The sequence below is a fragment of the Candidatus Mycosynbacter amalyticus genome (genome assembly GCF_025273655.1).
In the GTDB taxonomy this organism is placed as follows: domain Bacteria; phylum Patescibacteriota; class Saccharimonadia; order Saccharimonadales; family Saccharimonadaceae; genus Mycosynbacter; species Mycosynbacter amalyticus.
Genome location: NZ_CP045921.1, coordinates 127,893 through 153,561 on the forward strand (window position 1 = coordinate 127,893; position 25,669 = coordinate 153,561).

29 protein-coding genes are annotated in these 25,669 nt (G+C 51.8%); 21 read left to right on the forward strand and 8 right to left on the reverse strand.

Going from position 1 to position 25,669, the window contains the following annotated elements; all coding sequences use genetic code 11:
- Positions 1 to 59: 59 nt before the first annotated feature.
- Positions 60 to 449, reverse strand: coding sequence for a 30S ribosomal protein S20 (rpsT, locus tag GII36_RS05900; RefSeq protein WP_376787565.1), 390 nt, complete (start codon positions 447 to 449; stop codon positions 60 to 62).
- Between the two features lie 114 nt (positions 450 to 563).
- Here rpsT and GII36_RS00705 point away from each other — a divergent pair, with 114 nt between their 5' ends.
- Positions 564 to 2,606 carry a DHH family phosphoesterase gene (locus tag GII36_RS00705; RefSeq protein ID WP_260763678.1) on the forward strand — a complete coding sequence of 681 codons (2,043 nt, stop codon included), beginning with the start codon at positions 564 to 566 and terminating at the stop codon, positions 2,604 to 2,606.
- 34 nt (positions 2,607 to 2,640) lie between these two features.
- Here GII36_RS00705 and GII36_RS00710 read toward each other — a convergent pair whose 3' ends face one another.
- Entirely contained in the window at positions 2,641 to 3,327 is a 687-nt protein-coding gene (locus GII36_RS00710; protein WP_260763679.1) for a PIG-L deacetylase family protein, read from the reverse strand.
- Positions 3,328 to 3,349: 22 nt separating this feature from the next.
- Here GII36_RS00710 and truB point away from each other — a divergent pair, with 22 nt between their 5' ends.
- The 7 genes from truB (at position 3,350) to GII36_RS00745 (ending at position 8,782) form a co-directional block, all read left to right on the forward strand.
- Positions 3,350 to 4,009: a tRNA pseudouridine(55) synthase TruB gene (gene truB, locus GII36_RS00715; protein ID WP_260763680.1), complete on the forward strand. Its 660-nt coding sequence runs from the start codon at positions 3,350 to 3,352 to the stop codon at positions 4,007 to 4,009.
- Between the two features lie 144 nt (positions 4,010 to 4,153).
- Positions 4,154 to 4,420 carry a 30S ribosomal protein S15 gene (rpsO, locus tag GII36_RS00720; protein ID WP_260763681.1) on the forward strand — a complete coding sequence of 89 codons (267 nt, stop codon included), beginning with the start codon at positions 4,154 to 4,156 and terminating at the stop codon, positions 4,418 to 4,420.
- Between the two features lie 83 nt (positions 4,421 to 4,503).
- Complete coding sequence (locus tag GII36_RS00725) at positions 4,504 to 5,280, forward strand: prepilin-type N-terminal cleavage/methylation domain-containing protein (RefSeq protein ID WP_260763682.1); 777 nt, start codon at positions 4,504 to 4,506, stop codon at positions 5,278 to 5,280.
- 47 nt (positions 5,281 to 5,327) lie between these two features.
- Positions 5,328 to 6,317 (forward strand): LCP family protein, encoded by a 990-nt coding sequence (locus GII36_RS00730; protein ID WP_260763683.1) that lies wholly within the window; start codon positions 5,328 to 5,330, stop codon positions 6,315 to 6,317.
- 2 nt (positions 6,318 to 6,319) lie between these two features.
- A complete protein-coding gene (locus tag GII36_RS00735; protein ID WP_260763684.1) occupies positions 6,320 to 7,027 on the forward strand; it encodes a CHAP domain-containing protein in 708 nt (235 codons plus the stop codon).
- A gap of 38 nt (positions 7,028 to 7,065) precedes the next feature.
- On the forward strand, positions 7,066 to 7,995 hold the full coding sequence (locus GII36_RS00740; protein ID WP_260763685.1) for an ABC transporter ATP-binding protein: 930 nt from the start codon (positions 7,066 to 7,068) through the stop codon (positions 7,993 to 7,995).
- On the forward strand, positions 7,988 to 8,782 hold the full coding sequence (locus GII36_RS00745) for a DUF2705 family protein (RefSeq protein ID WP_260763686.1): 795 nt from the start codon (positions 7,988 to 7,990) through the stop codon (positions 8,780 to 8,782). Before GII36_RS00740 ends, GII36_RS00745 begins: the two co-directional genes overlap by 8 nt.
- Before the next feature lie 6 nt (positions 8,783 to 8,788).
- On the opposite strand, the gene GII36_RS00750 is transcribed toward GII36_RS00745, so the two are convergent.
- Together GII36_RS00750 and GII36_RS00755 are read right to left on the reverse strand one after the other, a co-directional pair.
- Positions 8,789 to 9,376, reverse strand: coding sequence for a hypothetical protein (locus GII36_RS00750; protein ID WP_260763688.1), 588 nt, complete (start codon positions 9,374 to 9,376; stop codon positions 8,789 to 8,791).
- Between the two features lie 61 nt (positions 9,377 to 9,437).
- Positions 9,438 to 9,611, reverse strand: coding sequence for a hypothetical protein (locus GII36_RS00755; RefSeq protein WP_260763690.1), 174 nt, complete (start codon positions 9,609 to 9,611; stop codon positions 9,438 to 9,440).
- Between the two features lie 88 nt (positions 9,612 to 9,699).
- Here GII36_RS00755 and GII36_RS00760 point away from each other — a divergent pair, with 88 nt between their 5' ends.
- The 3 genes from GII36_RS00760 (at position 9,700) to GII36_RS00770 (ending at position 13,094) form a co-directional block, all read left to right on the forward strand.
- Complete coding sequence (locus tag GII36_RS00760; protein ID WP_260763692.1) at positions 9,700 to 10,077, forward strand: ASCH domain-containing protein; 378 nt, start codon at positions 9,700 to 9,702, stop codon at positions 10,075 to 10,077.
- A 201-nt stretch (positions 10,078 to 10,278) separates the two neighbouring features.
- A complete protein-coding gene (locus GII36_RS00765; protein ID WP_260763693.1) occupies positions 10,279 to 10,773 on the forward strand; it encodes a hypothetical protein in 495 nt (164 codons plus the stop codon).
- Between the two features lie 209 nt (positions 10,774 to 10,982).
- Entirely contained in the window at positions 10,983 to 13,094 is a 2,112-nt protein-coding gene (locus GII36_RS00770) for a polyribonucleotide nucleotidyltransferase (protein ID WP_260763694.1), read from the forward strand.
- A gap of 48 nt (positions 13,095 to 13,142) precedes the next feature.
- On the opposite strand, the gene GII36_RS00775 is transcribed toward GII36_RS00770, so the two are convergent.
- On the reverse strand, positions 13,143 to 14,306 hold the full coding sequence (locus GII36_RS00775; RefSeq protein WP_260763695.1) for a sensor histidine kinase: 1,164 nt from the start codon (positions 14,304 to 14,306) through the stop codon (positions 13,143 to 13,145).
- 68 nt (positions 14,307 to 14,374) lie between these two features.
- On the opposite strand from GII36_RS00775, the gene GII36_RS00780 reads away from it, so the two are divergent.
- Entirely contained in the window at positions 14,375 to 14,947 is a 573-nt protein-coding gene (locus tag GII36_RS00780) for a uracil-DNA glycosylase (protein ID WP_260763696.1), read from the forward strand.
- Positions 14,948 to 14,994: 47 nt separating this feature from the next.
- Here GII36_RS00780 and GII36_RS00785 read toward each other — a convergent pair whose 3' ends face one another.
- On the reverse strand, positions 14,995 to 15,375 hold the full coding sequence (locus GII36_RS00785) for a hypothetical protein (RefSeq protein ID WP_260763697.1): 381 nt from the start codon (positions 15,373 to 15,375) through the stop codon (positions 14,995 to 14,997).
- Positions 15,376 to 15,639: 264 nt separating this feature from the next.
- Here GII36_RS00785 and GII36_RS00790 point away from each other — a divergent pair, with 264 nt between their 5' ends.
- A complete protein-coding gene (locus tag GII36_RS00790; RefSeq protein WP_260763698.1) occupies positions 15,640 to 17,799 on the forward strand; it encodes a ribonuclease J in 2,160 nt (719 codons plus the stop codon).
- A 107-nt stretch (positions 17,800 to 17,906) separates the two neighbouring features.
- A complete protein-coding gene (locus GII36_RS00795; protein ID WP_260763701.1) occupies positions 17,907 to 18,212 on the forward strand; it encodes a hypothetical protein in 306 nt (101 codons plus the stop codon).
- 58 nt (positions 18,213 to 18,270) lie between these two features.
- On the opposite strand, the gene GII36_RS00800 is transcribed toward GII36_RS00795, so the two are convergent.
- The gene (locus GII36_RS00800; protein WP_260763703.1) at positions 18,271 to 18,687 is read right to left on the reverse strand and encodes a hypothetical protein; all 417 of its coding nucleotides are present in this window, start codon (positions 18,685 to 18,687) and stop codon (positions 18,271 to 18,273) included.
- A gap of 187 nt (positions 18,688 to 18,874) precedes the next feature.
- Between GII36_RS00800 and GII36_RS00805 the strand changes: the two genes are divergently transcribed.
- Together GII36_RS00805 and GII36_RS00810 are read left to right on the forward strand one after the other, a co-directional pair.
- A complete protein-coding gene (locus GII36_RS00805) occupies positions 18,875 to 21,160 on the forward strand; it encodes an FtsK/SpoIIIE family DNA translocase (RefSeq protein ID WP_260763705.1) in 2,286 nt (761 codons plus the stop codon).
- 147 nt (positions 21,161 to 21,307) lie between these two features.
- Entirely contained in the window at positions 21,308 to 22,267 is a 960-nt protein-coding gene (locus GII36_RS00810) for an SDR family oxidoreductase (RefSeq protein ID WP_260763707.1), read from the forward strand.
- Between the two features lie 95 nt (positions 22,268 to 22,362).
- On the opposite strand, the gene GII36_RS00815 is transcribed toward GII36_RS00810, so the two are convergent.
- Positions 22,363 to 23,232, reverse strand: a complete 870-nt coding sequence (locus GII36_RS00815; RefSeq protein WP_260763708.1) for an SGNH/GDSL hydrolase family protein — start codon at positions 23,230 to 23,232, stop codon at positions 22,363 to 22,365.
- Between the two features lie 181 nt (positions 23,233 to 23,413).
- Here GII36_RS00815 and rpsF point away from each other — a divergent pair, with 181 nt between their 5' ends.
- The 5 genes from rpsF (at position 23,414) to GII36_RS00840 (ending at position 25,583) form a co-directional block, all read left to right on the forward strand.
- Positions 23,414 to 23,767: a 30S ribosomal protein S6 gene (gene rpsF, locus GII36_RS00820; protein WP_260763710.1), complete on the forward strand. Its 354-nt coding sequence runs from the start codon at positions 23,414 to 23,416 to the stop codon at positions 23,765 to 23,767.
- Positions 23,768 to 23,798: 31 nt separating this feature from the next.
- On the forward strand, positions 23,799 to 24,233 hold the full coding sequence (locus GII36_RS00825; RefSeq protein ID WP_260763711.1) for a single-stranded DNA-binding protein: 435 nt from the start codon (positions 23,799 to 23,801) through the stop codon (positions 24,231 to 24,233).
- Positions 24,234 to 24,259: 26 nt separating this feature from the next.
- A complete protein-coding gene (gene rpsR / locus GII36_RS00830; protein ID WP_260763712.1) occupies positions 24,260 to 24,457 on the forward strand; it encodes a 30S ribosomal protein S18 in 198 nt (65 codons plus the stop codon).
- A 72-nt stretch (positions 24,458 to 24,529) separates the two neighbouring features.
- Positions 24,530 to 25,090 (forward strand): elongation factor P, encoded by a 561-nt coding sequence (gene efp / locus GII36_RS00835; RefSeq protein ID WP_260763713.1) that lies wholly within the window; start codon positions 24,530 to 24,532, stop codon positions 25,088 to 25,090.
- 7 nt (positions 25,091 to 25,097) lie between these two features.
- Positions 25,098 to 25,583 (forward strand): hypothetical protein, encoded by a 486-nt coding sequence (locus GII36_RS00840; protein WP_260763716.1) that lies wholly within the window; start codon positions 25,098 to 25,100, stop codon positions 25,581 to 25,583.
- The last annotated feature ends 86 nt before the right edge of the window (positions 25,584 to 25,669 follow it).

The window sequence follows — 25,669 nt, forward strand, 5'->3', positions numbered from 1 at the left end:
CGTGACTAGTATACGCAACACGCCCGCAGCGAGGCGGGCGCGAGTGAGGTGTGCGAGGGTTATTTAGCTGCTTTTTTAGCAACAGGCTTCTTAGCAGCTGGTTTTGCGGTGGTCTTGGTAGCTGCTTTCTTTGGAGCGGCTTTAGCTGTAGCAGGCTTTTTGGCTGCGGCTGGCTTAGCAGTTGCTTTTTTGGCTGCAGTCGGTTTGACACCAGCGTCTTTCGCAGCCTTTGCAAGTGCGGCTTTGCGGCGGCTAGCGGTATTTTTCTTGATCAGGCCTTTTTTGACGGCTTTGTCGAGTTCGCTTTGTGCTTTTGCGGCGGTTTCGGCGGTTGGCTTAACAGCAAAAGCTTTGTTGGCACTTTTGATGTCTTTTTTGATACCGACATTGCGCTCGCGACGCACGATCGTCTGTTTCATTCGCTTGATAGCACTTTTGATGATTGGCATGTAGGGTTACCTCTTATAAGTTTGTTATTGCAATCAAGAGTGAATTATACAGAAAATCCGGGGAAATGTAAAGCAGGGGACTCGGGCAATATAGTTGACGAGTAGACAAAGCTTATGGTACAGTGGTACCAAAATCTAGATAAAACACAAAAATTCAAGGAACAACAGATGAACGACACAGGCGCAAAGCAGCAAATCGTCGATACGATCCAGGGTGCGGATACGATATTAGTTACCGTGAGCGCAGATCCATCGGTCGACGAGTTATCAGCGGCGCTTGGCCTCACAATGTATCTCAACGATATGGGTAAGCATGCTACGGCAGTGATGAGTGGTGCGCTGCCGCCCGCTATCACTTTCCTAGAGCCAGAGAAGACATTTGAGCCGACTGTCGATAGTCTACGCGATTTCGTGATTGCACTCGATAAGGAAAAGGCTGACCACTTGCGCTATAAGGTTGAGGGCGACGTGGTGAAGATTTTTATCACCCCCTACAAGACAGTGATTACCGACAAAGACTTGCAGTTCACCCAAGGAGATTACAATGTCGAGATGGTGATTGCACTCGGCGTGACGGATCAGGATCACCTCGACAAGGCACTGGCTGCGCATGGCAAAATCTTCCATGATGCTTCGGTAGCAACTGTGGGTCTGAGCCAGAGTACACTTGGTACAATCGACTGGACTGACGAGTCTGCTAGTAGTGTGTCAGAGCTCACAACGAGTCTCATCGATGGACTCAAAAGTGAAGAGCACCCGGTATCGTCGCAAGTAGCGAGCTCACTTCTGACCGGTATCGTAGCGGCGACTGATCGTTTCAGCAACGATAATACATCGGCGCGCACGATGTCACTGGCTGGTGAACTGATGGCATCAGGTGCCAACCAGCAACTTATCGCATCGAAACTGCGTGAAGGTGCCAAACTACCGCTTCAAGATGACGGTAGGACCAAAAAAATCGACAAGTCTACCCCAGAGAAAAGTAAGCCCTCCGACGAGCAGCCAAAGCGTCGTGATGGTGGTCTGAGTATCGCGCACGACGCCGAGCAGGAAGACGCGCCAGAGACACCAAAACCACGAGCCAAATCTGCTCCCAAGAAACCGATGATTGAACCACTCACTGCACAGCCGAGTGATAATCCAACTGAGGTGCTTGATCATGCGCTCAAAAAGGCTGAAGCAGATCGCAGCGCGGCAGCCGAGCAGCAGACAGACGATCTCATCGCGTCGGTCACCGAGGAAGCAAATGCGGCCAAATCAGTAGAGGACGTCCTGTCTGAGCAGCTTGCAGCTGTGGCACCTCCTGCTGCACCAATTGCCGACGAGCTTCAACAGGCAGCTCCAGATGAGCCGAAGCTCAGCCCAGCCAAATCGCTTGTAGACACGCCAGATACAGAGGAGCCATCGTTTGGGGGTACACTGAATGCTACCGCCGAAGCCGCCGCCGAAGACAAACGAAACGCTGATTTGAATCGCAACAAGACGATTTTGTCACACGAAAGCGGGCAATATGTCGGCGATACTCAGCCAACGTTTGAATCACCGCTCAATGCTGCGGGTCAGACAGGTGAGCAGCCATCGATAGATCCATTTGCGCCAGTGACCACCGCGCCAGCTGCCCCTATCGCACCGTTGAACCCGTTGCCACCGCTTGAGCCTATTGCGCCAGCAACCCCTACGGGTACGCTTGCAGATATTGATCAACAAAACCGTGCCACCGAGGCGATCGTACCGGATGCATCTTCTGCTGATGCCGCGCAGAGCGCGCTCGACGCTGTTATCCAGGCAGCGCCCGACCCTCAACCATTCAACCCGCTCGATGTCATAGAGACGGCGGCGCCAGCGCCAGCTCCTCAGCTCGACAATACACCTACGGAGGGTGCACCCATGACACCGCCACCACCGCCGATGCCAGATTTTGCGCAGCTTCCACCTCTCCCGCCACCGGTCTTCCCGGCGAGTAGCGGTGTAGATATACCAGAGACACCAAGCGCGCCTGCTTTGCCGCCATTGGAGCCACAAGCGCCAGAGCTACCGCAAGCACCACTACCTCCGGAGCAACTCGGCAGTGTGCTGCCCGAGGCACCAAGTTTGCCGCCCGCACAAGACGCAGGCCCAACCGATCCTAAACAGTTTAGAATCCCCGGCCAGCAGTAGTACACAAAACCACCGCAATTAAGCGGTGGTTTTGCTATGTGCGTATGATGAAATGGTTGACTGCCACTTGGTCGCCATGCGCGGCCAAGTGTGCCTCGCCATCGCCGCGCTGCGAATGATGACAGCGGATGATATCACGCACTGTGTCTAGTGCTGCGCGGGCATCGACCGTCTCGTTGATCTCACTTAGACTACGTCCGGCAGGCATGTAGATCCAGTCAATGTTGTGTGTAGGAAACATATCACGCGAGACGCATGCGTAGCGGATGCGACTGAGTGCTAGCCCTTCGCTCTTGAGGGTGTAGTAGGCGTGTGTGGCTGCGCGCGAGGCAACCGTGTGGTCGATATGGCCGGTGATGCCATTGTCGTCTATTGTCATGAATTCCACTTCGTACTCCCCACCATGCTGCGAGGCGATATCGCGCACGATACGAGCAATGCGCTGTTGAGCGTCGATGAGTGTTGTATTGCACAAGCAGCCGTCGTCGTAGCCTAGATGGTGTGTCGCGGTGGCACCAATCAACTCTGCCGCCGCCTGCCATTCAGCTAGTCGGACTGTACCCAGCTCTATATGTGACTCACTGTTGATGCCTGCCGCTCCATTTGTAAGAGTGATGAGGTGGAGCTCAGTGCCGCTCCGTGTCTCAAGCACTAATGTACCGCTCGGCCCGAACGCTTCATCGTCAGGATGTGCGAAGACGGCAAAGAGGAGTTTTTTCATATATTTAGTATACTTGATAGCGATGACCGACGGAATTATTCTGATAGATAAACCAGCCGATATGACGAGCTTCGGTGTAGTAGCGCGTGTACGGCGAGTGCTGAGCAAGCAATCTGGCAAAAAGGTCAAGGTGGGGCACTGTGGTACGCTTGATCCGTTTGCAACAGGACTGCTCATACTCTGCGTCGGCAAAGAGTGTAAAAACGCAGGTACGTATATGAAGCATGACAAGGTCTATGAGGCAACGTTTCGCTTAGGGCAGAAGAGCTCAACTGGTGACCCTGAAGGCGAACTGATCGACGTTTCTGACAAAGTGCCGACGAGAGATGAGATAGTAGCGGCACTTCAGCAGTTTACCGGTGACATTCAGCAGCGCCCGCCCATCTTCAGTGCACTTAAGATAGACGGGGTGCGCGCGTACAAGCTGGCGCGTGACGGCCGGAAGGTTGAGATTCCGCTGCGTACAGTGACAATTCATAGTTTGGAGCTGGTCGACTACAATTATCCAGACCTCAAAGTGCGCACACATGTTAGTAGCGGTACCTACATCCGTAGTCTTGGCGTCGATATAGGCCAGGCGCTTGGTACGGGTGCCTACTGCAGTCAACTCCGCCGTACGAGTATCGCTGACTGGCAGGTGAGTGACGCACGGGTGCTGGCAGATTTCGGTGTAAGTTCCTAGCATCGGCTACCAGGTATCCAATATTTCCCCTGGGTCAATCTCGAACAAGATCGTCAGGAGTTGTGTTGCTAACATGTAGCGTATTTGAGGGCAGCGCGGTTCGAGCGGTTGCAGCCTCTGTAAAAATCTGCTACAATAGCCCGGATGATTACTAAAGAGAACAAGCAGAAAGCGATTGCTTTGACTCAGGTCAGCAAGAACGATGTCGGCAGCCCGCAGGCGCAGGTATCTATCTTGACGGCTCGTATCAAAGAAGTTACAGAGCATCTTAAAGCCAACAAGCATGACTTTATGGCTCGTCGCGGCTTGGTGCAGATGGTAGGACGCCGCAAGCGTCTCCTCAAATACCTTGAGCGTACTGACTTCGATGCCTACAAGGCAACCGTTTCGAAACTTGGACTACGCAAATAGTGCGAGTTCAAACAAAAAAGTCCCGCCAAGTCGGGACATTTTTGTTTGACGTACCTGCTTGGTGAGTCTATACTAAAGCCTATATGAAGAGCAGGGGTGGATTCACGATTGTTGAGCTGCTTATCGTCGTAGTGGTGATGGGTATTCTCGCATCTATCACGATTGTCGCGTATAACGGGATCCAAGACCGGGCTAAAAAAGCTTCCATATCTTTTGCTCTCGTGCAGTATAGTAAAAAAATTGTGACGTATCGCGCCCCGAATGGCACCGAAGAGTATCCACCCAACAAAGAAGCCGCGGGCGTGCAAGATGCAAACGGTATACAGTATCAGTACATCTCTACTTCTGCAAGCGACTACTGCTTGATGGCAACGAGCGGCTCATTGAATTATATTATTTCAAGCACAAACCCGACAGTTCAGGCAGGAACATGTACGGGGTATAATATGCTCGTTTGGGATGAATCATCAAGTAGCGTTCCCATAACAAGCGGTGTGGCGGATACAAGTACCTATCGTAGTGCCCCAGCTTCAGTACGTATTGCGCCAAACATGACAGGTCGCATGTTGAGTGGTAGCCCCTATAGTGGCGACGTGGGTCAGACATATACTGTATCGTTATGGGTTAAAAGTGACACAAGCTGGAACGGCACGAATGACAATTCAAAGATACGTTTCGGTAATGGCTCAAGTGGTACGTTGTTGCAGGCTTGTGGGTATGGGGGCGTGAAGGCCGACTGGACTCAAGTTACATGTAGCTATACGCTTACAACGGGCAATACAAGTGTTGGTATTAGTGTTGGCAACAGCGGCACCATCGGCAACATCTGGATAGATGATATCTCTGTGTCTCGTACGTAACACAACCTTTCAGTTTATTTTGTGACGGCCTGGTTATAGTTCGAGGTATGAAGATACCTTTGGCTTTCAAAATAATCCTGAGCAGTCTAGTGACACTTGGTGTCGTGGGTGGTGGCGTGTATGTATATAGCTTGTATCACACCGCCGATGCGGCGGTAGCAAGCGTAGCGTCGAGCGGTAAACTCACCGACATACTCAAAGCCGAACCTTTAAATGGCGAAGAGACTGGGCGAGTAAATATATTGATCGCGGGTAATTCGACTGACGATCCGGGACATAGCGGGGCAGAACTGACCGATTCGCTGATGGTGGCGAGTATCGATGTGACTACTAAGAAGATTTCACTGGTAAGTATTCCGCGTGATTTGTGGGTAACGTACGACGGTATGAGTACTAAGATCAATGCGGTGTATTTAAGCGGCGGCATGGACGGGCTGAAATCCGTAGTACAAGAAGTAACGGGTCTGACGATTAATCACACAGTGCTCATGAATTACGGCGCATTGAAAAATATGATCGACACCGTAGGTGGTATCGATGTGACAATCGAGAGCGATGATCCACGGGGTATCTATGACCCGATGATTGGCTTCAGTGTCGGCAATGGTGTGCAGCACCTCGACGGTACACAGGCGCTGCTGCTGGCGCGGTCACGCAACGATCCGACGTACGATGGGCGCATAGCTTACGGTTTGCCAAACGGCGACTTCGACCGGCAGGCTTACCAGCGCAAAATTGCCCAGGCGCTACTGACCAAGATCACGCATAGCACAGCCATCGTGAATCCGACCACATTGGCCAAGCTAGTGCAGAGTCTACAGGGCAATGTGACGACTGATTTGAGCGTAGGGCAGATCCGTCGATTGTACGATCTCGGTACCTCGTCGACACTCTCGCTCGTATCGATTCGTACCGATGCGACCGGTGGCTCACTCTTGGCGGATTACACTTCATATGATGGCCAGTCGGCATTGGTACCAGCGGCCGGAGCGGGTGTATACTCTGGTATCCAGGCCTATATCGTGTCACAATTATGAGAGTGAATAGGAATTATCAAGTTCGACGCCGGCGGCCGGTAGCTACAACTCCACCGAAGCGTGTCTGGAGTCGGCGAAAACTCAGCCTACTAGTCGCTACATTGGTAGTAGGTGGTGTCGTGTGGCAGCTGGCGGCTCATCGTGATACGGCACCGGCTGTAGAGTCGACCCAGCAAGCGGTGCTGAGTTCGACGCGAACGGATTTTCCAGTGATCGAGACGACGGGGTTTAGCGATACGCAGAAACGCGTATTGGCACTAGCGCAACAAGAATACCAGAAAAACCCGATTAACTATGACAAGACAGTGATGAAATACACCGAAGGTTTTGAGGAGTCGTGGTGCGGTGATTTCATAAGCTGGGTATTTAACCAAGCAGGCACGCCGTTTGTGCATCCCGACACCAAATACTGGCGTATTCCTGGCGTACAGACACTCATGACGTATTACCAACAAGAGGGCGCGTATCATGAAATTGGCGATGGCTACAAACCACAGATGGGTGATGTGGCATTTTATTTCGGTGAGACACCAGACGGTGGCAGCTCGGAGCATGTGGCCATGGTGCTCGAAGTGCGCGGTGATACGATAGTGACAATTGGCGGCAACGAGGGTGATGATGGTATACTGCGCGTGCGTTACGATAAGCTAGCGGCGGGCACCAAAGGCCTAGTGGCTATTGGCGCTTCGGGTATTGGTGTGAAATCCTGATACTGCTTGTGTTATAAGATGTTATACTAGTGGTCAGTATGACACAAGAAACCCCGCAGCCGTTAATCCGGCTGGAGCACGTGACGAAACGCTACCGTAAATTTAAAGCAGTCGACGATGTGACTTTCGACGTGGCCTCGGGTGAAGTAATTGGTTTTGTAGGTGAAAACGGCGCTGGCAAGACAACCACGATCAGTATGTTACTTGGATTTATCTCGCCAAATCATGGTACTATCTCTGTCTTTGGCCAGCCTGTAACGCCAGCAAATGCGCATGTGTCGCATGCACGTATTGGCTATGCTGCCGGTGACATGGAGCTGCCCGAATCAATGACTGGGCGGCAATACATCAAATTTGTGATGACTCAGTCTGGTGGCAAAAAGCATGCCAAGCGCTATGAAGAGCTCTATAAGATTTTTAAACCACAGCTGGACAAAAAGATCAGCTCGCTATCGCGCGGCAACAAGCAAAAGATAGCGCTGGTGGCAGCTCTCGTGACACAGCCACAGCTGATCGTGCTCGATGAGCCAACCAGCGGGCTGGACCCCGTGATGCAAGAGGCGTTCCTGGAGACAATCCGAGACGAATCGGCCCGCGGCACAACTATATTTATGTCGTCGCACTATTTGCAGGAAGTAGCGGAAGTCTGTACGCGCGTGCTACTTATGAAAGAGGGCAAAGTCGTCGAAGATCTGACACAGATTGACCTAGCTGCACGAGCCGGCAAGACGGTGATGCTACAGACACGTACCGAAGCGCAGGCGCCCAAACATGCCACGGCTGTTGAGACGAAACGAGTAGGTGAATTGTATGAGTTGAGTTTTAGCTACACTGGTCATGTAGATGCGCTGCTAGCGTGGGTAGCTGAGCAAAAAAACGTGGCCGATATCGAGATTACCGAACGTACACTCGAAGAAGAGTTTAAACATATCTACAACGACAAGAAACCGGAGACCGACGATGAATAGCGTATTACTCAAAACTCTCTGGGATCGCCGATGGTTTACATTGGGTTGGACACTCGGATTTACGGCGTTTGCAGCGCTTATGACAAGCTTCTACCCGGCCATGCATCAGGATGGCGCGCTAGATTCGCTAGTAGCAAATATGCCAAAGGCGTTTGAAGGTTTGATTGGCAATCTGACGTACTTGAAATCGTTTGATACCTACCTGGCGTCGCAGCTGTTCGATATTCGCTTGCCACTCATCGCCGGCATCATGGCGATTATATTGGCACAGGGGATTAGTACCAACGAAGAGCGCAGTGGTGAGCTGCGCTCAGTGCTGGCGCTGCCGATTAGCCGCACGCGTCTATTGCTCGAGAAATGGGTGGCGCTTCTTATTATCACGCTAGTGGCAGTGGTTGGTCTGGGTGTGGGTATTTATATCACTGTACCGGTGACGACAGGTGCTGAGTTGGAATTTACGGCATTTTTGAAACTAGGTTTGATGACGTGGCTACTTATGGTGACATATGGTACTGTTGCGTTCGCCATAGGCATGATGACGGGTAACAAAGGCGTGACGTCGCTCGTGAGTATATTGGTGATTATCGGCAGTTTCATCTTATCGACATTTGGTAGCGTAGTGGACTGGCTAGCGGATTACGAGAAATTTTCGCTCATCCACTATTTCCCGGCGACCGATATAGTGCAGTATGGCATCGCGAAAAAAGATGTGTTGGTGCTGCTACTCGTGACAGTGATTATGCTCGTGGCGGCGTGGGCGGTGTTTCGCCGACGCAATGTACGCTAGTTTGGATTACGCGTCTACTGCAAATCTGAGGTAGTGAGCGAGCGGCAGAGAAACCTGAAAATTGGCTAGGTCATATACTTCAGCAGCACCTGGTTGAGTGTCGGATACTCTCGTAAGTTTGCCCGCCTGTAGTGTAATCACTCCAGACAATGTCTGGTCGTCAACTGGAATCTTACCATCACCACTCACTGCGAGACATTCGATGGTTGGCACGGGGAAGATACACGGGTCTAAGATTAATCCTGTGATTACATCACCCTCATATATTTGCTCAGCTCCCATGATGACGCCGTCGTCGTCTGCCAGGAACATCATACCAGTGCCACATGCTTTGATGGCAAGACCGTGGAGTTCGGGTACCTGGTTGAACTCGTAGCGGCAGTAGGCATTGACTCGTTCAATCACTTGTTGCTGTTCCGTGTCGTCGAGCTCGAATACTGGCTTTGGGAGTTGGCGTGTTTGATCCAAGGCAATAGTAGTCAGTGTACGTAGGAAGCCGTATAGTTCTTCACTCCGGTTGGTTTCGTGCCGAAGTGCACCTCGATCTGTCTCGAAGCTATCGTGAGTGTCATGTGCGGTGAAGTGATTTGTCATAGTAGTGAATTTGCGGACTCCAGGGTGTACTGTTTTGTACGCCCCGGAGTCCTGTTGGAAGTCACCATGTCCATCGAGGGGGAGGTGCGACCCACCCCAGATGCCCTTCGCTACGCATACGCTCGTTGCGAGCTTCTCGCGTAGCTTTGGTGGCTTCTCGACGCTCCGCTCGTTTGCGGCGGCGCTTCCTGATTTCGCCCCGCTGTTTGGCGTTGGGCTTACCCTTTGGTCTCATGAGTTTCCTCTCTCTCGGGGTTGGGGCTATTGTAGCTCTCGCGGGTGTCGGAGGCAAGCATAAGTGTGTGAGTGGTATAATGACCTGCATGACAATCTGGGAATCCGGTCGTGAATCAAAATTGCTCGATGATATCATCGCTGGCCGTAAGACGGTGGAGGGCCGTCTGAAGCGGGGCAAATTTGCTCAATATTGCGTGGGAGATATTATCAAACTGCGCCGGGATATTCGCGATCAAGACGGCGTACTCTGCGACGGCGAGCTGGATCAGGCTCGAGTGAAAATCGTGGTAATACGTGAGTATCCCAATTTCTTGAGTCTATGCCAAGCCGAAGGCTATAGACGCGTTATTCCGCATGCTGCGTCCGTCGTTGAAGCGGCCGATGAGTACAATAAATATTACTCTACTAACGAGCAAGTGGATTGTGGAGTGCTGGCGGTAGAAATCAGAACAGTGCACTGTTAATGCGTAACATGAAGTTCTTAGCCCTACGCTTTGTCGCGTGACGCGCAGTTTGTTTATCGGAAGCTACCTGTGATATAAAAGTGATATCTATATAAGGGGGCGTTATACGCTCTTTTTTATAGATTAGAGATTCCTACATGGACAGTGAACTTCGACAGAAATGGTGAAACAATGAGATATTGTGTGGTGGTTACGGTAGTCGTGGCCTTCATATGCACAGTAACTGGCTGTAGTGGTGGCGCGACTGCGCCATCGACTACCACGATTGTGGTGACAAGTGTGACCGAGACGAAAGTGGAAACATCAACGACAGTCGCGACCTCAACTATTGTCGTAGCACCGTTGCCTACATCTCGCACAAATACCTCAGCGGCGAGTGCCGATGGGCGAGGCTTTACTACTGGCTACGCACGATGTGACTCCGGTGATGTGGCTGTGGCAATTCTCATCACAACCGCACATGACGGCGGCTCAAGGGTGGTGATTTGTCGTAGCGGCGTCGTGCTTTATTACAGAGGTGAGCGTAGTGGTCGAGGAATTACGATAGGTGAGGTGTTCAATACTCCACACGATCAGTACGTGGCTACTACGAGTGACAACTATGCTTATGTGGTGCAGTCAGGTGGACTGACTATCTCACGTGACAATGTCGTCATCGCCGAAGAACCTGCTGTCATGTGGGTGCAGCGCAACTGATGTTAGACTGAACGCGCGTGCTTCTTTCAACCCCCGCAGTCCGGAAATGGCCTGCGGGCTATTTTCTTGCATGAGTCTATCTGTAGCAATCATGCGCCAGGCACGATATAATGGAAGAGTATTAATAGCGGACGGTGATAGAGATAAAAGTTTACAGTCCTGAACTTTTTCCCCTGTTACTCTCCGCACAACCAAGAAGGGAGTAGAATATGTCTACTATCAATCCAAATGGCAAAGAAATTATCTCTGTCAGTACTGAGCTGGCCGGCAAGACGCTGACACTCGAAGTCAACCGCGTCGGGTTCCGCACCACTGCGAGTGTACTTGTAAAATACGGTGACACCGTAGTGCTCGGTACGACGCAAATCGGCAGCCGCCCGGTCAAGCTCGATTATTTCCCACTCAGTGTGGATTATGAAGAAAAAATGTATGCAGCTGGCAAAATTAGTGGCAGCCGCTTCATCAAACGCGAAGGTCGCCCGAGTGACGAAGCCATCCTGATTGGTCGCATTATCGATCGACCGATTCGTCCACTGTTTCCAAAAGGCTTCCGTGCCGAAGTGCAGGTGGTGGCGAGCGTCCTTAGTATGGACCCAAGCTTCCGCCCAGACATGGTGGCGATGATCGCTGCGAGCTCAGCTCTCTCTATCAGCGGCGCACCGTTTGACGGCCCAGTGGCTGGTCTGCGCGTGGGTCGCGTCAATGGTGAGTTCAAAGCATTCCTGAGTCCGGAAGAACGCGAGCAGAGCGACCTCGACCTCGTGGTAGCTGGCATCGAAAGCGGTGTCGTGATGGTAGAGGCAGGTGCTGACCAAGTTGACGAGGAAGTCGTGATCGACGCGATCGCGTGGGCTCACGAAGCTATGCAGCCGGCGATTGCCCTGCAGAAAGAATTGGCCGCCAAGGTTGCCAAAGAGGCCATGGAGTATGAACTCGTGCTGCCAAACGAAGCTATCCAGACAGAGGTAGACGAGTGGACTCACGAGAAGCTTGGTACCAAACTCCACCGTCCATACCCGGAGCGCAACGAAATGGTCAACGAACTGCGTTGGAGCTTCCACGAAGAGATGACTACCAAGCACGGCGACGAGTATGAAGCACTGCACGACGAATACGACGAAGCGTTCACAATGTCGCTCCACAAAGACGTGCGCCGCGGTATTGTAGAATCACAGACGCGTCCAGACGGACGCAAGCTCGACGAGATTCGCCCACTCAGTAGCGAAGTGGGTATATTGCCACGCACACACGGTTCAAGCATCTTCACCCGTGGTGTCACGCAGGGCATGAACATTGTCACGCTGGCGCCACTGAGCTACGCGCAAATCGTCGACACGATGGAAGTGAGCGACGGCGAACGTCGCTACATGCACCACTACAATGCCCCTGGCTACACGGTTGGTGAAGTGCGTCGCCTTGGTAGTCCAGGCCGTCGCGAAATTGGCCATGGCTACTTGGCGGAGCGTGCTGTACTGCCAGTCCTGCCGACTGAGGAAGAGTTTCCATATGCTATCCGCAGTGTGACAGAAATAATGAGCCAAAATGGTTCAACATCGATGGCCGCCACCTGCTCGAGCGTGTTAGCGCTCATGGATGCTGGCGTGCCAATCAAGGCGCCGGTGTCCGGTATCGCCATGGGATTGATGATGGACGGTGAAACACCGTACGTGCTGAGTGACATCGCCGATGCCGAAGACTTCGCGGGTGATATGGATTTCAAGGTAACAGGTACTGCCAAGGGCATTACCGCCGTGCAGATGGACATGAAGTTGCATGGACTGCCGGTAGAAGTATTAGCGCAGGCTATTCGCACCTCCACACCAGGTCGCGCACATATCCTCGAGCACATGCTCACGACACTGGCGGCACCTAAGCCAACACTGAGCCCATATGCACCGCGTATTGAGAAGATTAAGATCAACCCAGATAAGATCGGTGCGGTGATAGGCAAGGGCGGTGAAGTGATCAACAAGATTACCGCCGAGACCGGTGCCATGATCGATATCAAAGAGGACGGCTTAATCACTGTAGCTGCTGCTGATACCAAGAACATTGAAAAGGCACTCGACTGGATCCGTAGTCTTACCGAGGAACCAGAAGTGGGTCGTATCTACGAAGGCAAGGTTGTGACAATCAAAGACTTCGGCGCATTTGTGAACATCCTGCCTGGTATTGATGGCATGGTACACATCTCGCAGCTCAGTGATAGTAGAGTCGAAAATGTGACGGATGTACTAAGCGAAGGTCAGATAGTGAAGGTGAAGCTGACTGGTATCGATGAGCGCGGACGCTTGAGTCTTTCGGTTAAGGACGCAGAGTAATCGGTTTATCCCGCAAAAATCCCGCTCATATTCGTGAGCGGGATTTTGCTACTTTAACCACGGCCACTTTTTGGTTTTAGGCTGGGTTGAATCTGATGCCTGGTCAGGAAGTTTGACGTGTTTCACGCCCTGTGCCTGGTCAGTAAGTTGCTGTTGCATAGCCGCTTGGCGCTCTGGTGTAGCGATGTCGAGGGTGAAGCTGAAGGTGGAACCTTGACCGAGCGTGGATTGTTTGAGATAAATATCCCCGCCCATGTGGTGCATGATAAGCTTTGTAATGTAGAGCCCGAGCCCAGTGCTTTTAGATGAGTCGCCGCGAAGTGGATTATTGGATGTTTGGAAGAATTTGCCAAAGAGAGACGCTTGTTCTTCTGGTGGGATACCCGCACCGCTGTCTGTCACGGAAACTTCGATCATGGTGGGACTCGCGGCAAGCGAGATAGTTATGCTACCAGCTTGAGTGAATTTGATAGCATTGCTCACAAGATTGGTCAGGACTTCACGCACCTTGGCTGGGTCGCCGACGACAGGGTAGCCAAGTAACTCAGACTGTTGCACGGAGAGGGCAAGATTACGCTGCTGTACGAGCACTGTGAGTGGTTGTACAGCTTCTGTGATAAGCGCGCCAATTTGTACGACCTGGAGATCAAACGTCGCGCGGCCATCTTCAAGTCGAGCCATCTCCAGGATGCTGTTTACCATATTGAGTACATCTTCGCTGCCGCTACGCACGAAACCGATGAGCTGCCTTGGCACTTCTTCAGCAAAGAGCTGGCTGAAATCTTCTTGGAGTAGTGATGCGTTGCCACGCACAGCAGTAAGCGGCGTGCGGAGTTCGTGGACGAGGGCAGGGATAAGCTTGGCGCTTTGATCACTTGATTTATCGTGAATAGAGAGCAGCCGTCCGAGAAGCTTACTCTGTTCGTCGAAGATCGGGGACAAGTAGACTGACAGATGTGATTCGTGTACGTCGAGATCTCCAAAGTTGCAGGTTAACCGGTTAGGTCCACAATGGATGACGTGTTCCATGAACTGTGTGTGCTGTGGCAATACACTTGCGATTTCGTGCAGATCCGTCGGTTCGCCTTGAACTCCAAGAAGCTGTCTTGCTTTATCATTGATGCGTGTAATTTTATACTGATTATCAGCAATAATCACTCCGTAGTCGAGGTAATCCGTGGAGCGGGCGAGTGTATCAAGTATTGTGCTCATGCTTGTTGGTAGTATAAGCTACTCATACGAGAGTCGCAAACGAGCAAATCTAGTATACTTGATCATATATGGATACACTATCGACGCTCGATGAGCTGCGGCAACAGTTACTTACACAAAAAATCTGTCCCAATCTGGCGGCGAGTGCGACACAACTAGTAATGGGCGATGGTAACCCGGATGCTGATATTGTGTTTGTTGGAGAAGCACCAGGTAAGGCAGAGGACGAACAGGGGTTGCCATTTGTAGGGGCAAGCGGGCGTTTTCTGAACGAGATGCTCGAAGCGGCAGGGCTAGTGCGCAGAGATGTGTACATCACAAATATCGTGAAGTATCGACCGCCAAATAACCGTGACCCCACACCGGAAGAAAAGCGCGAATTTTGGCCATATCTCATGCGCCAGCTCGAAATTATCAATCCAAAAGTCGTCATTACCCTGGGGCGACACAGTGGAATGTGCTTTATCCCGGATCTGCATATTTCGCGTGACCATGGTCATGCACGCAAGGTGAAATATCGTGAACATGAATTCCTCGTGATACCGCTCTATCATCCTGCGGCAGCATTGTATAACGGCGGGATGCGGCAGACGCTCATAGATGACTTTTTGGCAGCGGCGAAGCTGGCAGAAACCACCTAGAAATGAAGCACCCGGCACATCACTGGTTGTGATGGCCGGGATGGAGCCTAGATGATCGTGCAGGGAAGAGGCAATGTGAGGCCGTACTTCGCGAACAGCGCGTCCATCGCTTTGCTGCGCGGAATGGACTTGGCGCAGCGCAGGTGAATGTACTCTGCCAGTGCCTCTTCGACATGATCGAGGAACTTGTCGGCGTCGTAGAGCGCCTGGGTGAGGACTTCGAGCTCTTCCATTGAACCGCCGGCACGCTTGAGCCGCTGGTGCTCGCTGGCTGGAAGCGGCAGTGTGAGCGCCAGTAGTACATCTGCGTGCGTAAACTCGATGTCACGCAGCGCGAAGTACTCTTCGAAACGCACGGGATTGTCGAGCTGGGTGCATACGCGTCGTAGCTCACAGATCTCCTGGTAGTTCAAGCCATACTCGGGCATGATATCTCCTAGATGTAGGGTGGGCTCTATCTGGAAATAGCTGGCTGCTAACCTCAGATATATTATATATTATACGCTAAAAATCAATAAAAGTCAATATCATGCTTGACTTCTTAAGCTTCGTCTGCTATCATAAGAGTACTTTCAAAGGGGAAACGACCGAACACTGACCACCCAATCCTCGCATATTTAATACGCATATTACCTAAATGATACAACTCAGCAATCCACGAAAGTACTTGCTGAAAAGGAGAAACAAACTATATGGGTCAACGAAGACTCTCAAACGCTCAATCAGATGATCTGAGCAAGCGCCCTGCATCTGGGCAACCAAAGAAAAAATCTAACATCGCCGCACTGAACCAGACAAGCACACGCAAGGGCGAAGTGTTCCGTGCACAGCGCCGCACTAGCGAAAACGTCAATGTCCGCGCCAGCCAGCACATGATCGATGTGCCAGTGAACAAATCTATCTACAACGGCTACGACGGTCGCCAGTTTAGCACAGCTGAGTGGAAGCGCCAGCCCCGTACCAAAGGTCCAGTGCTCAAGGTGATGCCTATCGGTGGTCTCGGCGAGATGGGTATCGGCAAAAACATGATGGCGATCGAATACGACAACGACATTATCGTGGTGGACTGTGGCTTCTTGTTCCCAGGCAGCGACTACCCGGGCATCAACTACATCACCCCGGATATCACCTATCTGCTCGAAAACAAGCACAAGGTGCGCGCTTGGGTGTTCACTCATGGTCACCTCGATCATATCGGTGCCTTCCGTCACATTATTCATCAGCTGCCTGCACCTGTGTATGGTAGTAAATTCACGCTGGCCATGGTCAAACGCACTATGGAAGAGGCCACAAGTGGCTACGAACCTGCGTACAACGAGATGGATCCAGAATCACATGAGCGCGTGCAAATCGGCGATAGCTTCAATATCGAGCTTGTCCGAGTGAATCACTCCATTCCAGATGCGACTGCTGTCGTGATCCGCACTCCTATGGGTGTCCTAGTCGACACTGGTGACTGGCGTTTCGAAGAAAATCCTGTCGATGGCAAGAAGTTCGATCTGGAACGCCTGACAGAAATCAGTGCCAAAGAAGGCATCCTGATGCTTATGAACGAGTCGACCAACTGCGAAAGCGAAGGTACGCACAATCACGGTGAGCCGGAGATCCAAGCGAGCCTCGGCCAGGTGATGGAGAAGTATCCAAGCAATCGCCTCATCATCAGCTGCTTTAGCTCGCAGCTTCACCGTATGCAGGGTATTTTGGACGAGGCAAAGAAGAGCGGTCGCAAAGTCGCTTTCGCCGGTTATAGTATGATCCAGAACGTCGAAGTAGGCCTACGCACCGGTGTGATCAAAGTGCCAAAAGACGTGGTAGTGAAGATGGAAGACATCGTGAAGATGCCCGATGGCAAAGTTACCATCGTCTGTACTGGTAGCCAGGGCGAGTTCAACGCTGTGCTCAACCGTATGGCATCTGGTGCTCACAAACACATCAAGATCAAAAACAGCGACGTCGTCGTCTTTAGCTCCAACCCGATTCCGGGCAACGAGAAGTATGTGGTACGCACAGTCGATGGTCTCATGCGCGAGGGTAGTGACGTGGTGCAAAACGGCAAATCACACCTTACTGGCGTCGGCCCACTCCATCTTAGTGGTCATGGCTACTACGATGATCACGTCAAACTTATCAGTGCGTTGAACCCTACGTACTACATGCCAATTCATGGTGAATTTCATATGCTGGTGCATAATGCCGAGCTGGCTGAGAAAGAATGCGCCATCCCACGCAGCAATATCTTTGTTTGCGACAGTGGCGATGTTATCGAAATTACTGCCGATGGTGCCAAGAAAAACGGCCGTATCCCGGTCGGTGGCATCATGTACGATGACAGCGGCGCAGTCGTATCGGAAGTAGTCCTCAAAGACCGTATTCATATGTCTCAGGAAGGTATGTTTGTGGTGGTGCTAACAGTGCACAAGGGAAGCGGTCGCTTGCTCACAAGCCCGGATATCATCAGCCGCGGCTTTATCTACCTGCGCGATAGCGAGGAGCTGATGAATTTGATGCGTCAGTATTTGAAGCAAAAAGTGCAGCGCAGCTTCGGTGGCAGGCGCCCTGATATGGATCAGCTGAAGAAGGAGCTGAAAGACGAAATTACACACCTCCTCTATGACCAGACGCGTCGTACACCGATCGTGATTCCTGTTATCAACGAGATTGGTGGTGGGGGTGGCCAGCAGCAGGGTGGCGGTAACCGCGATAATCGTCAACAGCGTGGCAATAATCGCCCAGCGACCGACGGTCAAGTGAAGCCATTTGCGGCGCCAGCAGCCAAGAAGTTTCCGCCAAAGCAAGTGCCAGACAGCGATGCAATCGAGCCTCGCGCCAAGGCTGATACGCGCGGCTACTAGCCTTAGGTTTGCATACCAAATACATCGAGCAATGCTCGGTGTATTGACTTATTATAATGTTTATGCTATTATTAAATTATAGTAACAATCAAATACAAACAGATAACATGATAGAAATTCTTTACTCACTGGCCGGTTCTGTCGCTCTGGTGGCGAGCGGCTCCCAAGTGCGCCAGCTCATTCGCAGCGGTCGCTCAGACGAACTAAGTGTAGCCACTTGGTCGCTGTGGTGTGGCACACAGCTCGTATCGCTTGTATATATGATTTCGATTCATCAGCCGCTACTTATCGTATTCAACGGTCTATGGGCGACACTGTATGCGCTGATGGTGGGGCTCATATTGTACTATCGTCGTTATCCACGCCAAGTCATAGATCTTGATTCTGTTAGGCTGCCAGAAGAAGCTTCATAAAGTAAACTCACCCCGCTCTCTATCTACGAGCGGGGTGAGTTCGTAGGTGGCGGGGTGCTTAGTCCTGATAGAGCTGGACGGAGATGACCTGCTGGAGCGCACCGAGTTCGAACGATATATCGGTGCCGTCGAGTACTGCGCAGACTGCCTCGCCGACTGCTAGCGGCGCCGAACGAGCTCGCCAAGTGCCGACGACGAGTATGGGCACATCGTGACAGTTCTCGAGGAACTTGCGTATTCGTGCACGTACCTCTGGTTGAAGTGGGTGCGCTCCGCTTGCAGCTGTCTCGAGGGCAAACATATGCAGGAGGTCCCATTGATTACCAGTTGGGTAGACCGTCTGAAGTGCGAAGAATAGTTCGCCGTTCTTGGCTTGACGAGATTCGAGTATGAGTCGTCCTCTCTCTGTAGTTTGTACTATGAGACGATGCACATCGCACGGGTGGATGTCATCATGATGGTTACTAGGTGTCATGTCCTATCCTTTTGGTTGTCGGGACGTACCTGTAGAGTAGGTGGTGATGCGCTAAGATGCAACCATAAGAAGCTTGCAAATTGTGGTATTTTGTGCTACAATACAAACATTCGCCGCAGAGTAGCGTAGGAAATAACACCACGTCCACCTGCACGAAACCGACAAAAACAGTAGTATACTAGAGCTAATGGCAAAAAAGAAGAAAACCACTAGGGGTAAAAAAGCTGCACCGTCCAAGCCACAACACATGTTGCCGGCTGGTTTTTGGGCGCAAGTTGGCGCCGTAGCGCTCATCGTCGTTTCGATACTCTATATTGTGGCGTGGTTTGGCGCGGGCGGGCCGGTGCTCGATTGGGTGCAAGCGATGAGCCTGGAGTTTATCGGTTATGCGGTCTATGTGCTGCCAATCTTATTTACGTACCTGGCTGTGGAGACTTTCCGCGCTAGTAACAACAAACTGGCGCTCATGACCAAACTTTCAACTGCACTTCTGGTAGTGTGGTGTGCCGGTCTCTTTGGGCTTATGCAAGATGGTTCAGGTAATGCTACTGGTGGCTGGGTGGGCGCTACACTCAATGATAATGTCATGCTGCCGATGGTGAGCCCGACCGTAGCAGGGTTTATCTATGTGGTTCTCATCGTTATCACCGTGCTATTTGTACTGCGCGTGTCGCCGTTTACTGTTATCAGTCGTGTCTGGGGTTGGATTAGTACCAATATGCGCGAAGAAGAGCGTACCAACAAAGAGGTGATCAAAAAAGCAAATGCAGAAGAAGCGACCAAAAGCACTGGTATTCGCTTGAAGTTTGGTGGCAGTGAAAAAGACAAAAAAGACGAAGACAAATCGAACGATATCGCCGAGCTCAAACTCAAAGGTATGGTGACAGCCGATGCCGAGGAAGAGAAACCAAAACCACGCCTGTCGAGCCTACGTGGTAGTGTCCAGCAGGACAAGGTTGCCGAGGAGAAGCAGGCACTAGTAGCTGTTAACGACCCGAACTGGCAGGCACCAAGTCTCGATCTACTAGAAAAGAAGCAGAAACCAGCCGATCCAGGTGATGTCCAGCAGAGTGCTCAGACGATCAAAGATACTTTGAGCGAGTTCAACATCGATGTGGAGATGGAAGGTGCCAATGTCGGACCAAAGGTGACGCAATATACACTCAAGCCGCCAAGTGGTGTCAAACTGACCCGTATTACGGCATTGGAGACCAATATCGCACTCAATCTGGCTGCGCAGAGTTTGCGTATGGAAGCGCCAATTCCTGGTCAAAAAGCTGTGGGCATTGAAGTGCCAAACTTGCGTGCGGCCGACGTGCGTTTGTACGGCATTCTGGAATCCAAGCAGTGGAAGACGAGTACCCAGCCGCTCAGTTTTGCGATAGGTAAGGATATCTCTGGTCATGCCGTAGTCGGCGAGCTCAACAAGATGCCCCACTTGCTGATTGCCGGTCAGACGGGCTCTGGTAAATCTGTGATGATCAATACGCTTCTGACGAGCTTGCTCTACCGCAATAGTCCGAGCCAGATGAAGCTGATTTTGGTGGATCCGAAGCAGGTCGAGATGGCACCGTACGAAGACATTCCGCATCTGCTGACACCAGTGATCAACGAGCCTGAAAAGACCGTAAGTGCACTCAAATGGGCTGTCAATGAGATGGAGCGCCGCTACAAATTGCTGGCCGAAGAAAAGGTGCGTGAGATAGAGAGTTACAATAAGCGTTTGGCGCAGCGTGGTCGCAAAATCTCCGTCGAAGACGAAGAAGGTAATATGCAGGAGCACGAAGAGGGCACAATGCCGTACATCGTAATCGTAATCGACGAGCTGGCTGACCTGATGATGCTGGCAGCTCGCGATGTAGAGGCGCTGATCGTGCGCCTAGCGCAGAAGGCTCGTGCTGTTGGTATCCACCTGGTATTGGCGACGCAGCGTCCGAGTGTCAATGTCATCACCGGCCTTATCAAAGCCAACGTACCGGCGCGTATCGCCTTTACAGTGGCGAGTCAGGTGGACAGCCGTACGATTCTGGATGTGATGGGCGCCGAGAAGCTGCTCGGCCAGGGTGATATGCTCATGAAGACTGCTCAGATGGGCAAACCGAAGCGCGTGCAGGGCGCGTGGGTGACGGATGAAGAGGTGCTCAAGATTACCGATCATCTGCGCATGCAGAGCGCACCGCAGTATAACGACGAGATTGTGGCGCAGCCCGTGCAGCTCAACGGCAAGGGTGGTGTGGTGATGGATTTCGACAGTGACGGTACTGATGATATGTACAAAGATGCCGTGCGCGTGGTGGTAGAGAGTAAAAAGGCGAGCACGAGCTTGCTGCAGCGTCGTCTACGTATTGGCTACGCACGCGCTGCTCGTGTGATCGAAGAGCTCGAGGAACAAGGCGTAATCGGACCGGCTGACGGTGCCCGTCCTCGCGAGGTGCTGATTAGTAGTCTTGACGACCTTAACAGTGGTGAATAAGCATTAAGGTAATTGACAAAATAATATCTTTGGTGTATAATATATACATCTCGACTCGAGAGGCATCTTCGCCTCCGGGCTAGGGTGTTTTTTGAGAGTTTTAGCTAGATTCAGGCAATAGCAACATACCTCGACCAGGGAGTTTTCATGTCGTTTGTTTCGAAGACCTACAACAATATCGCCGACGCGAAGTTGGTTGACAAGGACTTCATGGAGGGCAAGTACGTTCTCTTGACCGGTGTCGCTGATCCGAAGGGGTTAGGCGCGCAACTGCTCAACTTTTTCTGTGAGATGAGGATTGCGGGTGCAATTCTCATCGACATCGACGAGCGTGTCGCCAACGGTGAACTCGTTGCCAAGTGTGTTGGGATGGGCGTGAAGGATGTCTTCACGGCTCAGGCCGACGTCACGGACGATGCTTCGATGGCCGATTTGGCACCGGCAATCGCAGGTTTCCTTGCCGGCAACAAGTTGTCTTATGTGATGGCGGGGGCAGGGTATTTCGCCCCCTCGACTGCCATGTATTTAGATATGGAAGCCTTCGCCAGGGCGATGGACGTGACCGTCAAAGGCACGTCATATACGTTCCAACTGGCTGAGTCGTTCGCCGCTGATCAATGCATCTTCATCGGTGCGGGTTCGGCGGCGAGCGACGCGTGCTTTGTCGACATGACCATCTACAATGTGGCGAAGGCAGCACTCGAGGCATACATCAACTCGCTGAAAGGCGAGTATGCTGGCACCGGATGGGAGTTCCATTGCATGAAGTTTGCACAAGTCGAGGGCACCCAGCTCTCACAGTGGTTCTCCAAGTTGGAGTTCGCACGGACGTTGCTCGCACGCAATAAGCGTGCGGCGCGCGTACTCAACCGGCACGCATCGGCACGACCTGCAATCCGTAGCCTTGTCCAGATGGGGCGCGGTGGCATGTACGCTGAGCTGTATCGGCAGTACCCGAAGTCTCGGGTGGTGCCGCTTGCCACTCTGCCTACCGTGGCTCGGCCGGTAATTCGTAAACTCATTGGCTCGATCTCGGAAGACGATCGAGTGATGATGCGACTCGACGCTGAGCGTGAGACGGGTCGCGTGTCTGGGCTGCTGCAGTAACACTAGCGGACTCTCTGGAGAGCTCGTCGACTAGGAACTCGCCAACGTATTGTTGGGATGAGCGGCCTAGTTGGCGAGCTCCTTTTCGTATCTGCTTATAGAGAGTTGTAGATCAGATTTGCTATAGCGCTGCTGCCGAGAGGGGTGGGGTGGCGTGTCTGATATAGCGAAGCGGGGGCGTCGCCATTGAACCAGCGCTCAGAACCGCTACAGACATCGTGGCCGTTTTGGGCTGGCGTGTCGACATCGACAAAAGTTACACCTTGATTATCTGCGGCAGTCTTGAGCGTGCCATTGAACTGAGCGAAGAAACCGGTAACAATGGGTCCGTCGGCATTGCTATAGCCTGCCTGGAACGCACATCCAGTGGAGTCGTAGAGTCCGCCATGACCAACAAGTACTACTTGTGCAGTCGGTGCACGATTTTTTACTACCTGTAAGACTTCTTCTACTTTTGGCTGTAATCCAGCCAACGCAGTAGCGATTGATGGTTGTAGATTTTGATCATCTCGGCACTTGCGGTCTATGCCGGGTATCATGCTGATACATTTGTCCACGAATTGCGACCAACCGATGTCGTTTCCGCCGATAGAAACTGTGACAAGGTTGGTGTCACTCGTAACGGCGTCAATCTGTACTGGCACCGAGGCGAGCAGTGTTCGCTGTGGTGAGCTGAGGATATTTTCTGTTTTTGCTGCGGTGCACGATTTGTCTATCAAAGTGGCGCCAAGGCGTCCGGCGAGGACTTTGGGGTACGATGACGAGGTTTGTCCGCAACCATTGCCTGTGAGTACTGATGTGTACGTAGGTGCGGCTGCTCGGGAATCTCCAAGTGCAACATACCTCACCGGCGCTTGGGGTGGGGCTGCAAACAGAGTGTGTGCAGCGAGTAGCGAAACCAGGCTTGCGATCCCGAGCACAAGTGCAATGAATAGATTGGTACGATAACGATATCTAGTATTCATGGGACCTCCTCTACGTAGTACTTACTATCTATTGTACGCGAATTAGCGCAGTTGAATAAAAGAATCTTCAAAAGCCTCGAGACTGGATTTTTCCACAGGTCTAGTGTATAATTACTAGTGTTATTAACTCGGCCTGTACAGTGATACAAGCATCCAATAGGATTCCAGAGGAGGAAATCTAGTGAAAGAATACGAATTAACCGTACTCATTCACCCCGACCTCGAGGCAGATATCGAGAAGCCACTTGCGAAAGTGCGCGATATCGTCAAGAGTGCCGGTGGTGAAATTACCAAAGAAGATAACTGGGGCAAGAAGAAGCTTGCGTACAGTATCAAGCGTGAAGATTTCGCAGTGTATGTCTACATGGACGTCAAGCTGCCAGCCGATGCGCCTTTGAAGATCAGCAACACGCTCAACATCACCGAGGAAGTACTACGCTACCTACTGGTAACTGTCGACGAGAAGGGTCGCGCGCTCATCGCTGAAGACAAGAAGCGTGCTGCCGATCAGGGTGAAGACGTAGAAGAGAAGTAGTTAGGAATATAGGGAGTAAGGGAGTTAGACTATGGCACGAGGAATCAATCAAGTAATACTGATGGGACGTCTTACGCGAGACCCAGAAGTTCGCACTACCGGTAGCGGCAAGAGTGTTACCAGCTTCAGCTTGGCAGTCGACCGCGGCGGCCAAGATGATCAAGCAGACTTCTTCGATGTGACTGCATGGGAGAAGACCGGTGAACTGGTCGCGCAGTATCTGAGTAAGGGTCGTCGCTGCCTTGTGCAGGGGCGCTTGCGCCAGGACAGCTGGGACGACAAAGATACCGGCAAGAAGCGTACTCGCGTGGAAGTTGTTGCGTTTGACGTGACCTTCCTCGACGGACCAAACGGTGACGGTGGAGGAAGCCAAGGCGGCTCATCGGCACCACGACAGCAAACCAAGGATGTCGCACCAGAGAATATCGATGATAAACCCATCGACCTGAGCGAGATTCCTTTCTAGTAAGTTTTCAAAGATAAAGGAATTTTATGAAACGATTCAAAAAAGATACGCCTGCGTATTTTGACTACAAAGATGTGAAGACGCTGCTGCGTTACATCGATCCATACGGCAAGATTGAGCCAATCGGCAAAACTGGCTTGAGCGTGAAGCAACAGCGCCAGCTCGCGACCGCTATCAAGCGTGCGCGCCACTTGGCACTTCTGCCATTTGTCACTAGCAACTAGTTGGCAGATAGTAGAGCGCACTCTCCGGGGTGCGTTCGCTCTATCCGCGAAATATAACGAAGGAGAATATGCATGTACCAACCAACTGATCTCAAAAAAGGAACCGTTTGCCAGATCGACGGTAAACCATACCGCGTCGTCGAGTACGGCCAGAAGGTGATGGGGCGCGGCGGTTCTATCGTCAACGTCAAACTCAAGAACCTGATCGACGGCAGTGTGATTCCAAAGACGTTCAAAGGCCAGGAAAAGATCGAACCGGCAGAAGTGAATAACAAAACTGTGCAGTACTTGTATCAAAGTGGCGACGCGTTTAACTTCATGGATCCAGAGAGTTTCGAGCAGTTTGAGCTGGGTGCTGATGTGGTAGATAGCGCGGCCGATTATCTAAAAGAAGGTGATGAGCTGACGCTGCAGTTCTTTGGCGATAAAGTGATCAACGTGGAGCTGCCAAAAAATCTGTATCTCGAAGTGACATACGCCGAGGACGTCGTGAAGGGTGATACGACGAGCAGCGTATTGAAAGATGCCACACTAGAGACCGGCAAAGTCGTGAAGGTACCGTCATTTATCAAGACGGGCGATATCATCTCGGTCGATACTGCTACGGGCGAGTATCGCGAACGCAAGAAGTAACATGAATATGGCGACTGAACGACTGATGGCTGCGGTGCCAGTAGAGCCCGTGGAGGTTGGCCCTGTAGATTCGTGGCCATCTCACATCACGCTCGTGCCATGGTTTGATCTTGTGCAGTCGCGCTGGGAGGCATTTGATCAAGCATTCCAAGAAGAAGAAATAGTATGGGATTTGGATGCACGTGTACACGTGGTGAAGAAAGATACTTTTGGTACTGATGAAAATCCGGTGACCGTATCACGTTTATTCGGTATTATGTCCGTATTGGCGCATTCACGGACAGCTGGCTTGGTAAAAGATTTTGGCGGCAGTTTCGATGAGACATATACAGGCAGGGAGTGGCACGCACATATCACCGATAAACCGGGTCGAGTGTTCGAGGAAGGTGCTTCCATAGAAACTTCATCAATTGCCATATTTCAAAAACAAGCCGGCGAGAAAATCATCAAGCAAGTGTATGAGCGACCAGTGATAACTAAGAATTACCAGTAAAAATGCTTACACTTGCACATTGCGTGCCTCAGGCGTATGCTTGGGGCGCGTTTGGTAGGGTGAATAGTCGCTAGCGCCAAACACGT

What these genes read in the sequence shown, in the direction of transcription:
- GII36_RS00775 (WP_260763695.1), bottom strand. Translation starts at nt 14,306, where the DNA reads ATGAGCACAATACTTGATACACTCGCCCGCTCCACGGATTACCTCGAC.
- GII36_RS00800 (WP_260763703.1), bottom strand. Translation starts at nt 18,687, where the DNA reads ATGACACCTAGTAACCATCATGATGACATCCACCCGTGCGATGTGCAT.
- GII36_RS00710 (WP_260763679.1), bottom strand. Translation starts at nt 3,327, where the DNA reads ATGAAAAAACTCCTCTTTGCCGTCTTCGCACATCCTGACGATGAAGCG.
- GII36_RS00745 (WP_260763686.1), top strand. Translation starts at nt 7,988, where the DNA reads ATGAATAGCGTATTACTCAAAACTCTCTGGGATCGCCGATGGTTTACA.
- GII36_RS00795 (WP_260763701.1), top strand. Translation starts at nt 17,907, where the DNA reads ATGATAGAAATTCTTTACTCACTGGCCGGTTCTGTCGCTCTGGTGGCG.
- rpsR (WP_260763712.1), top strand. Translation starts at nt 24,260, where the DNA reads ATGAAACGATTCAAAAAAGATACGCCTGCGTATTTTGACTACAAAGAT.
- truB (WP_260763680.1), top strand. Translation starts at nt 3,350, where the DNA reads ATGACCGACGGAATTATTCTGATAGATAAACCAGCCGATATGACGAGC.
- GII36_RS00785 (WP_260763697.1), bottom strand. Translation starts at nt 15,375, where the DNA reads ATGCCCGAGTATGGCTTGAACTACCAGGAGATCTGTGAGCTACGACGC.
- GII36_RS00740 (WP_260763685.1), top strand. Translation starts at nt 7,066, where the DNA reads ATGACACAAGAAACCCCGCAGCCGTTAATCCGGCTGGAGCACGTGACG.
- GII36_RS00705 (WP_260763678.1), top strand. Translation starts at nt 564, where the DNA reads ATGGTACAGTGGTACCAAAATCTAGATAAAACACAAAAATTCAAGGAA.
- GII36_RS00810 (WP_260763707.1), top strand. Translation starts at nt 21,308, where the DNA reads ATGTCGTTTGTTTCGAAGACCTACAACAATATCGCCGACGCGAAGTTG.
- GII36_RS00825 (WP_260763711.1), top strand. Translation starts at nt 23,799, where the DNA reads ATGGCACGAGGAATCAATCAAGTAATACTGATGGGACGTCTTACGCGA.
- rpsT (WP_376787565.1), bottom strand. Translation starts at nt 449, where the DNA reads ATGCCAATCATCAAAAGTGCTATCAAGCGAATGAAACAGACGATCGTG.
- GII36_RS00815 (WP_260763708.1), bottom strand. Translation starts at nt 23,232, where the DNA reads ATGAATACTAGATATCGTTATCGTACCAATCTATTCATTGCACTTGTG.
- GII36_RS00760 (WP_260763692.1), top strand. Translation starts at nt 9,700, where the DNA reads ATGACAATCTGGGAATCCGGTCGTGAATCAAAATTGCTCGATGATATC.
- GII36_RS00790 (WP_260763698.1), top strand. Translation starts at nt 15,640, where the DNA reads ATGGGTCAACGAAGACTCTCAAACGCTCAATCAGATGATCTGAGCAAG.
- GII36_RS00755 (WP_260763690.1), bottom strand. Translation starts at nt 9,611, where the DNA reads ATGAGACCAAAGGGTAAGCCCAACGCCAAACAGCGGGGCGAAATCAGG.
- GII36_RS00805 (WP_260763705.1), top strand. Translation starts at nt 18,875, where the DNA reads ATGGCAAAAAAGAAGAAAACCACTAGGGGTAAAAAAGCTGCACCGTCC.
- efp (WP_260763713.1), top strand. Translation starts at nt 24,530, where the DNA reads ATGTACCAACCAACTGATCTCAAAAAAGGAACCGTTTGCCAGATCGAC.
- GII36_RS00750 (WP_260763688.1), bottom strand. Translation starts at nt 9,376, where the DNA reads ATGACAAATCACTTCACCGCACATGACACTCACGATAGCTTCGAGACA.
- GII36_RS00780 (WP_260763696.1), top strand. Translation starts at nt 14,375, where the DNA reads ATGGATACACTATCGACGCTCGATGAGCTGCGGCAACAGTTACTTACA.
- GII36_RS00730 (WP_260763683.1), top strand. Translation starts at nt 5,328, where the DNA reads ATGAAGATACCTTTGGCTTTCAAAATAATCCTGAGCAGTCTAGTGACA.
- GII36_RS00840 (WP_260763716.1), top strand. Translation starts at nt 25,098, where the DNA reads ATGGCGACTGAACGACTGATGGCTGCGGTGCCAGTAGAGCCCGTGGAG.
- rpsO (WP_260763681.1), top strand. Translation starts at nt 4,154, where the DNA reads ATGATTACTAAAGAGAACAAGCAGAAAGCGATTGCTTTGACTCAGGTC.
- GII36_RS00770 (WP_260763694.1), top strand. Translation starts at nt 10,983, where the DNA reads ATGTCTACTATCAATCCAAATGGCAAAGAAATTATCTCTGTCAGTACT.
- GII36_RS00725 (WP_260763682.1), top strand. Translation starts at nt 4,504, where the DNA reads ATGAAGAGCAGGGGTGGATTCACGATTGTTGAGCTGCTTATCGTCGTA.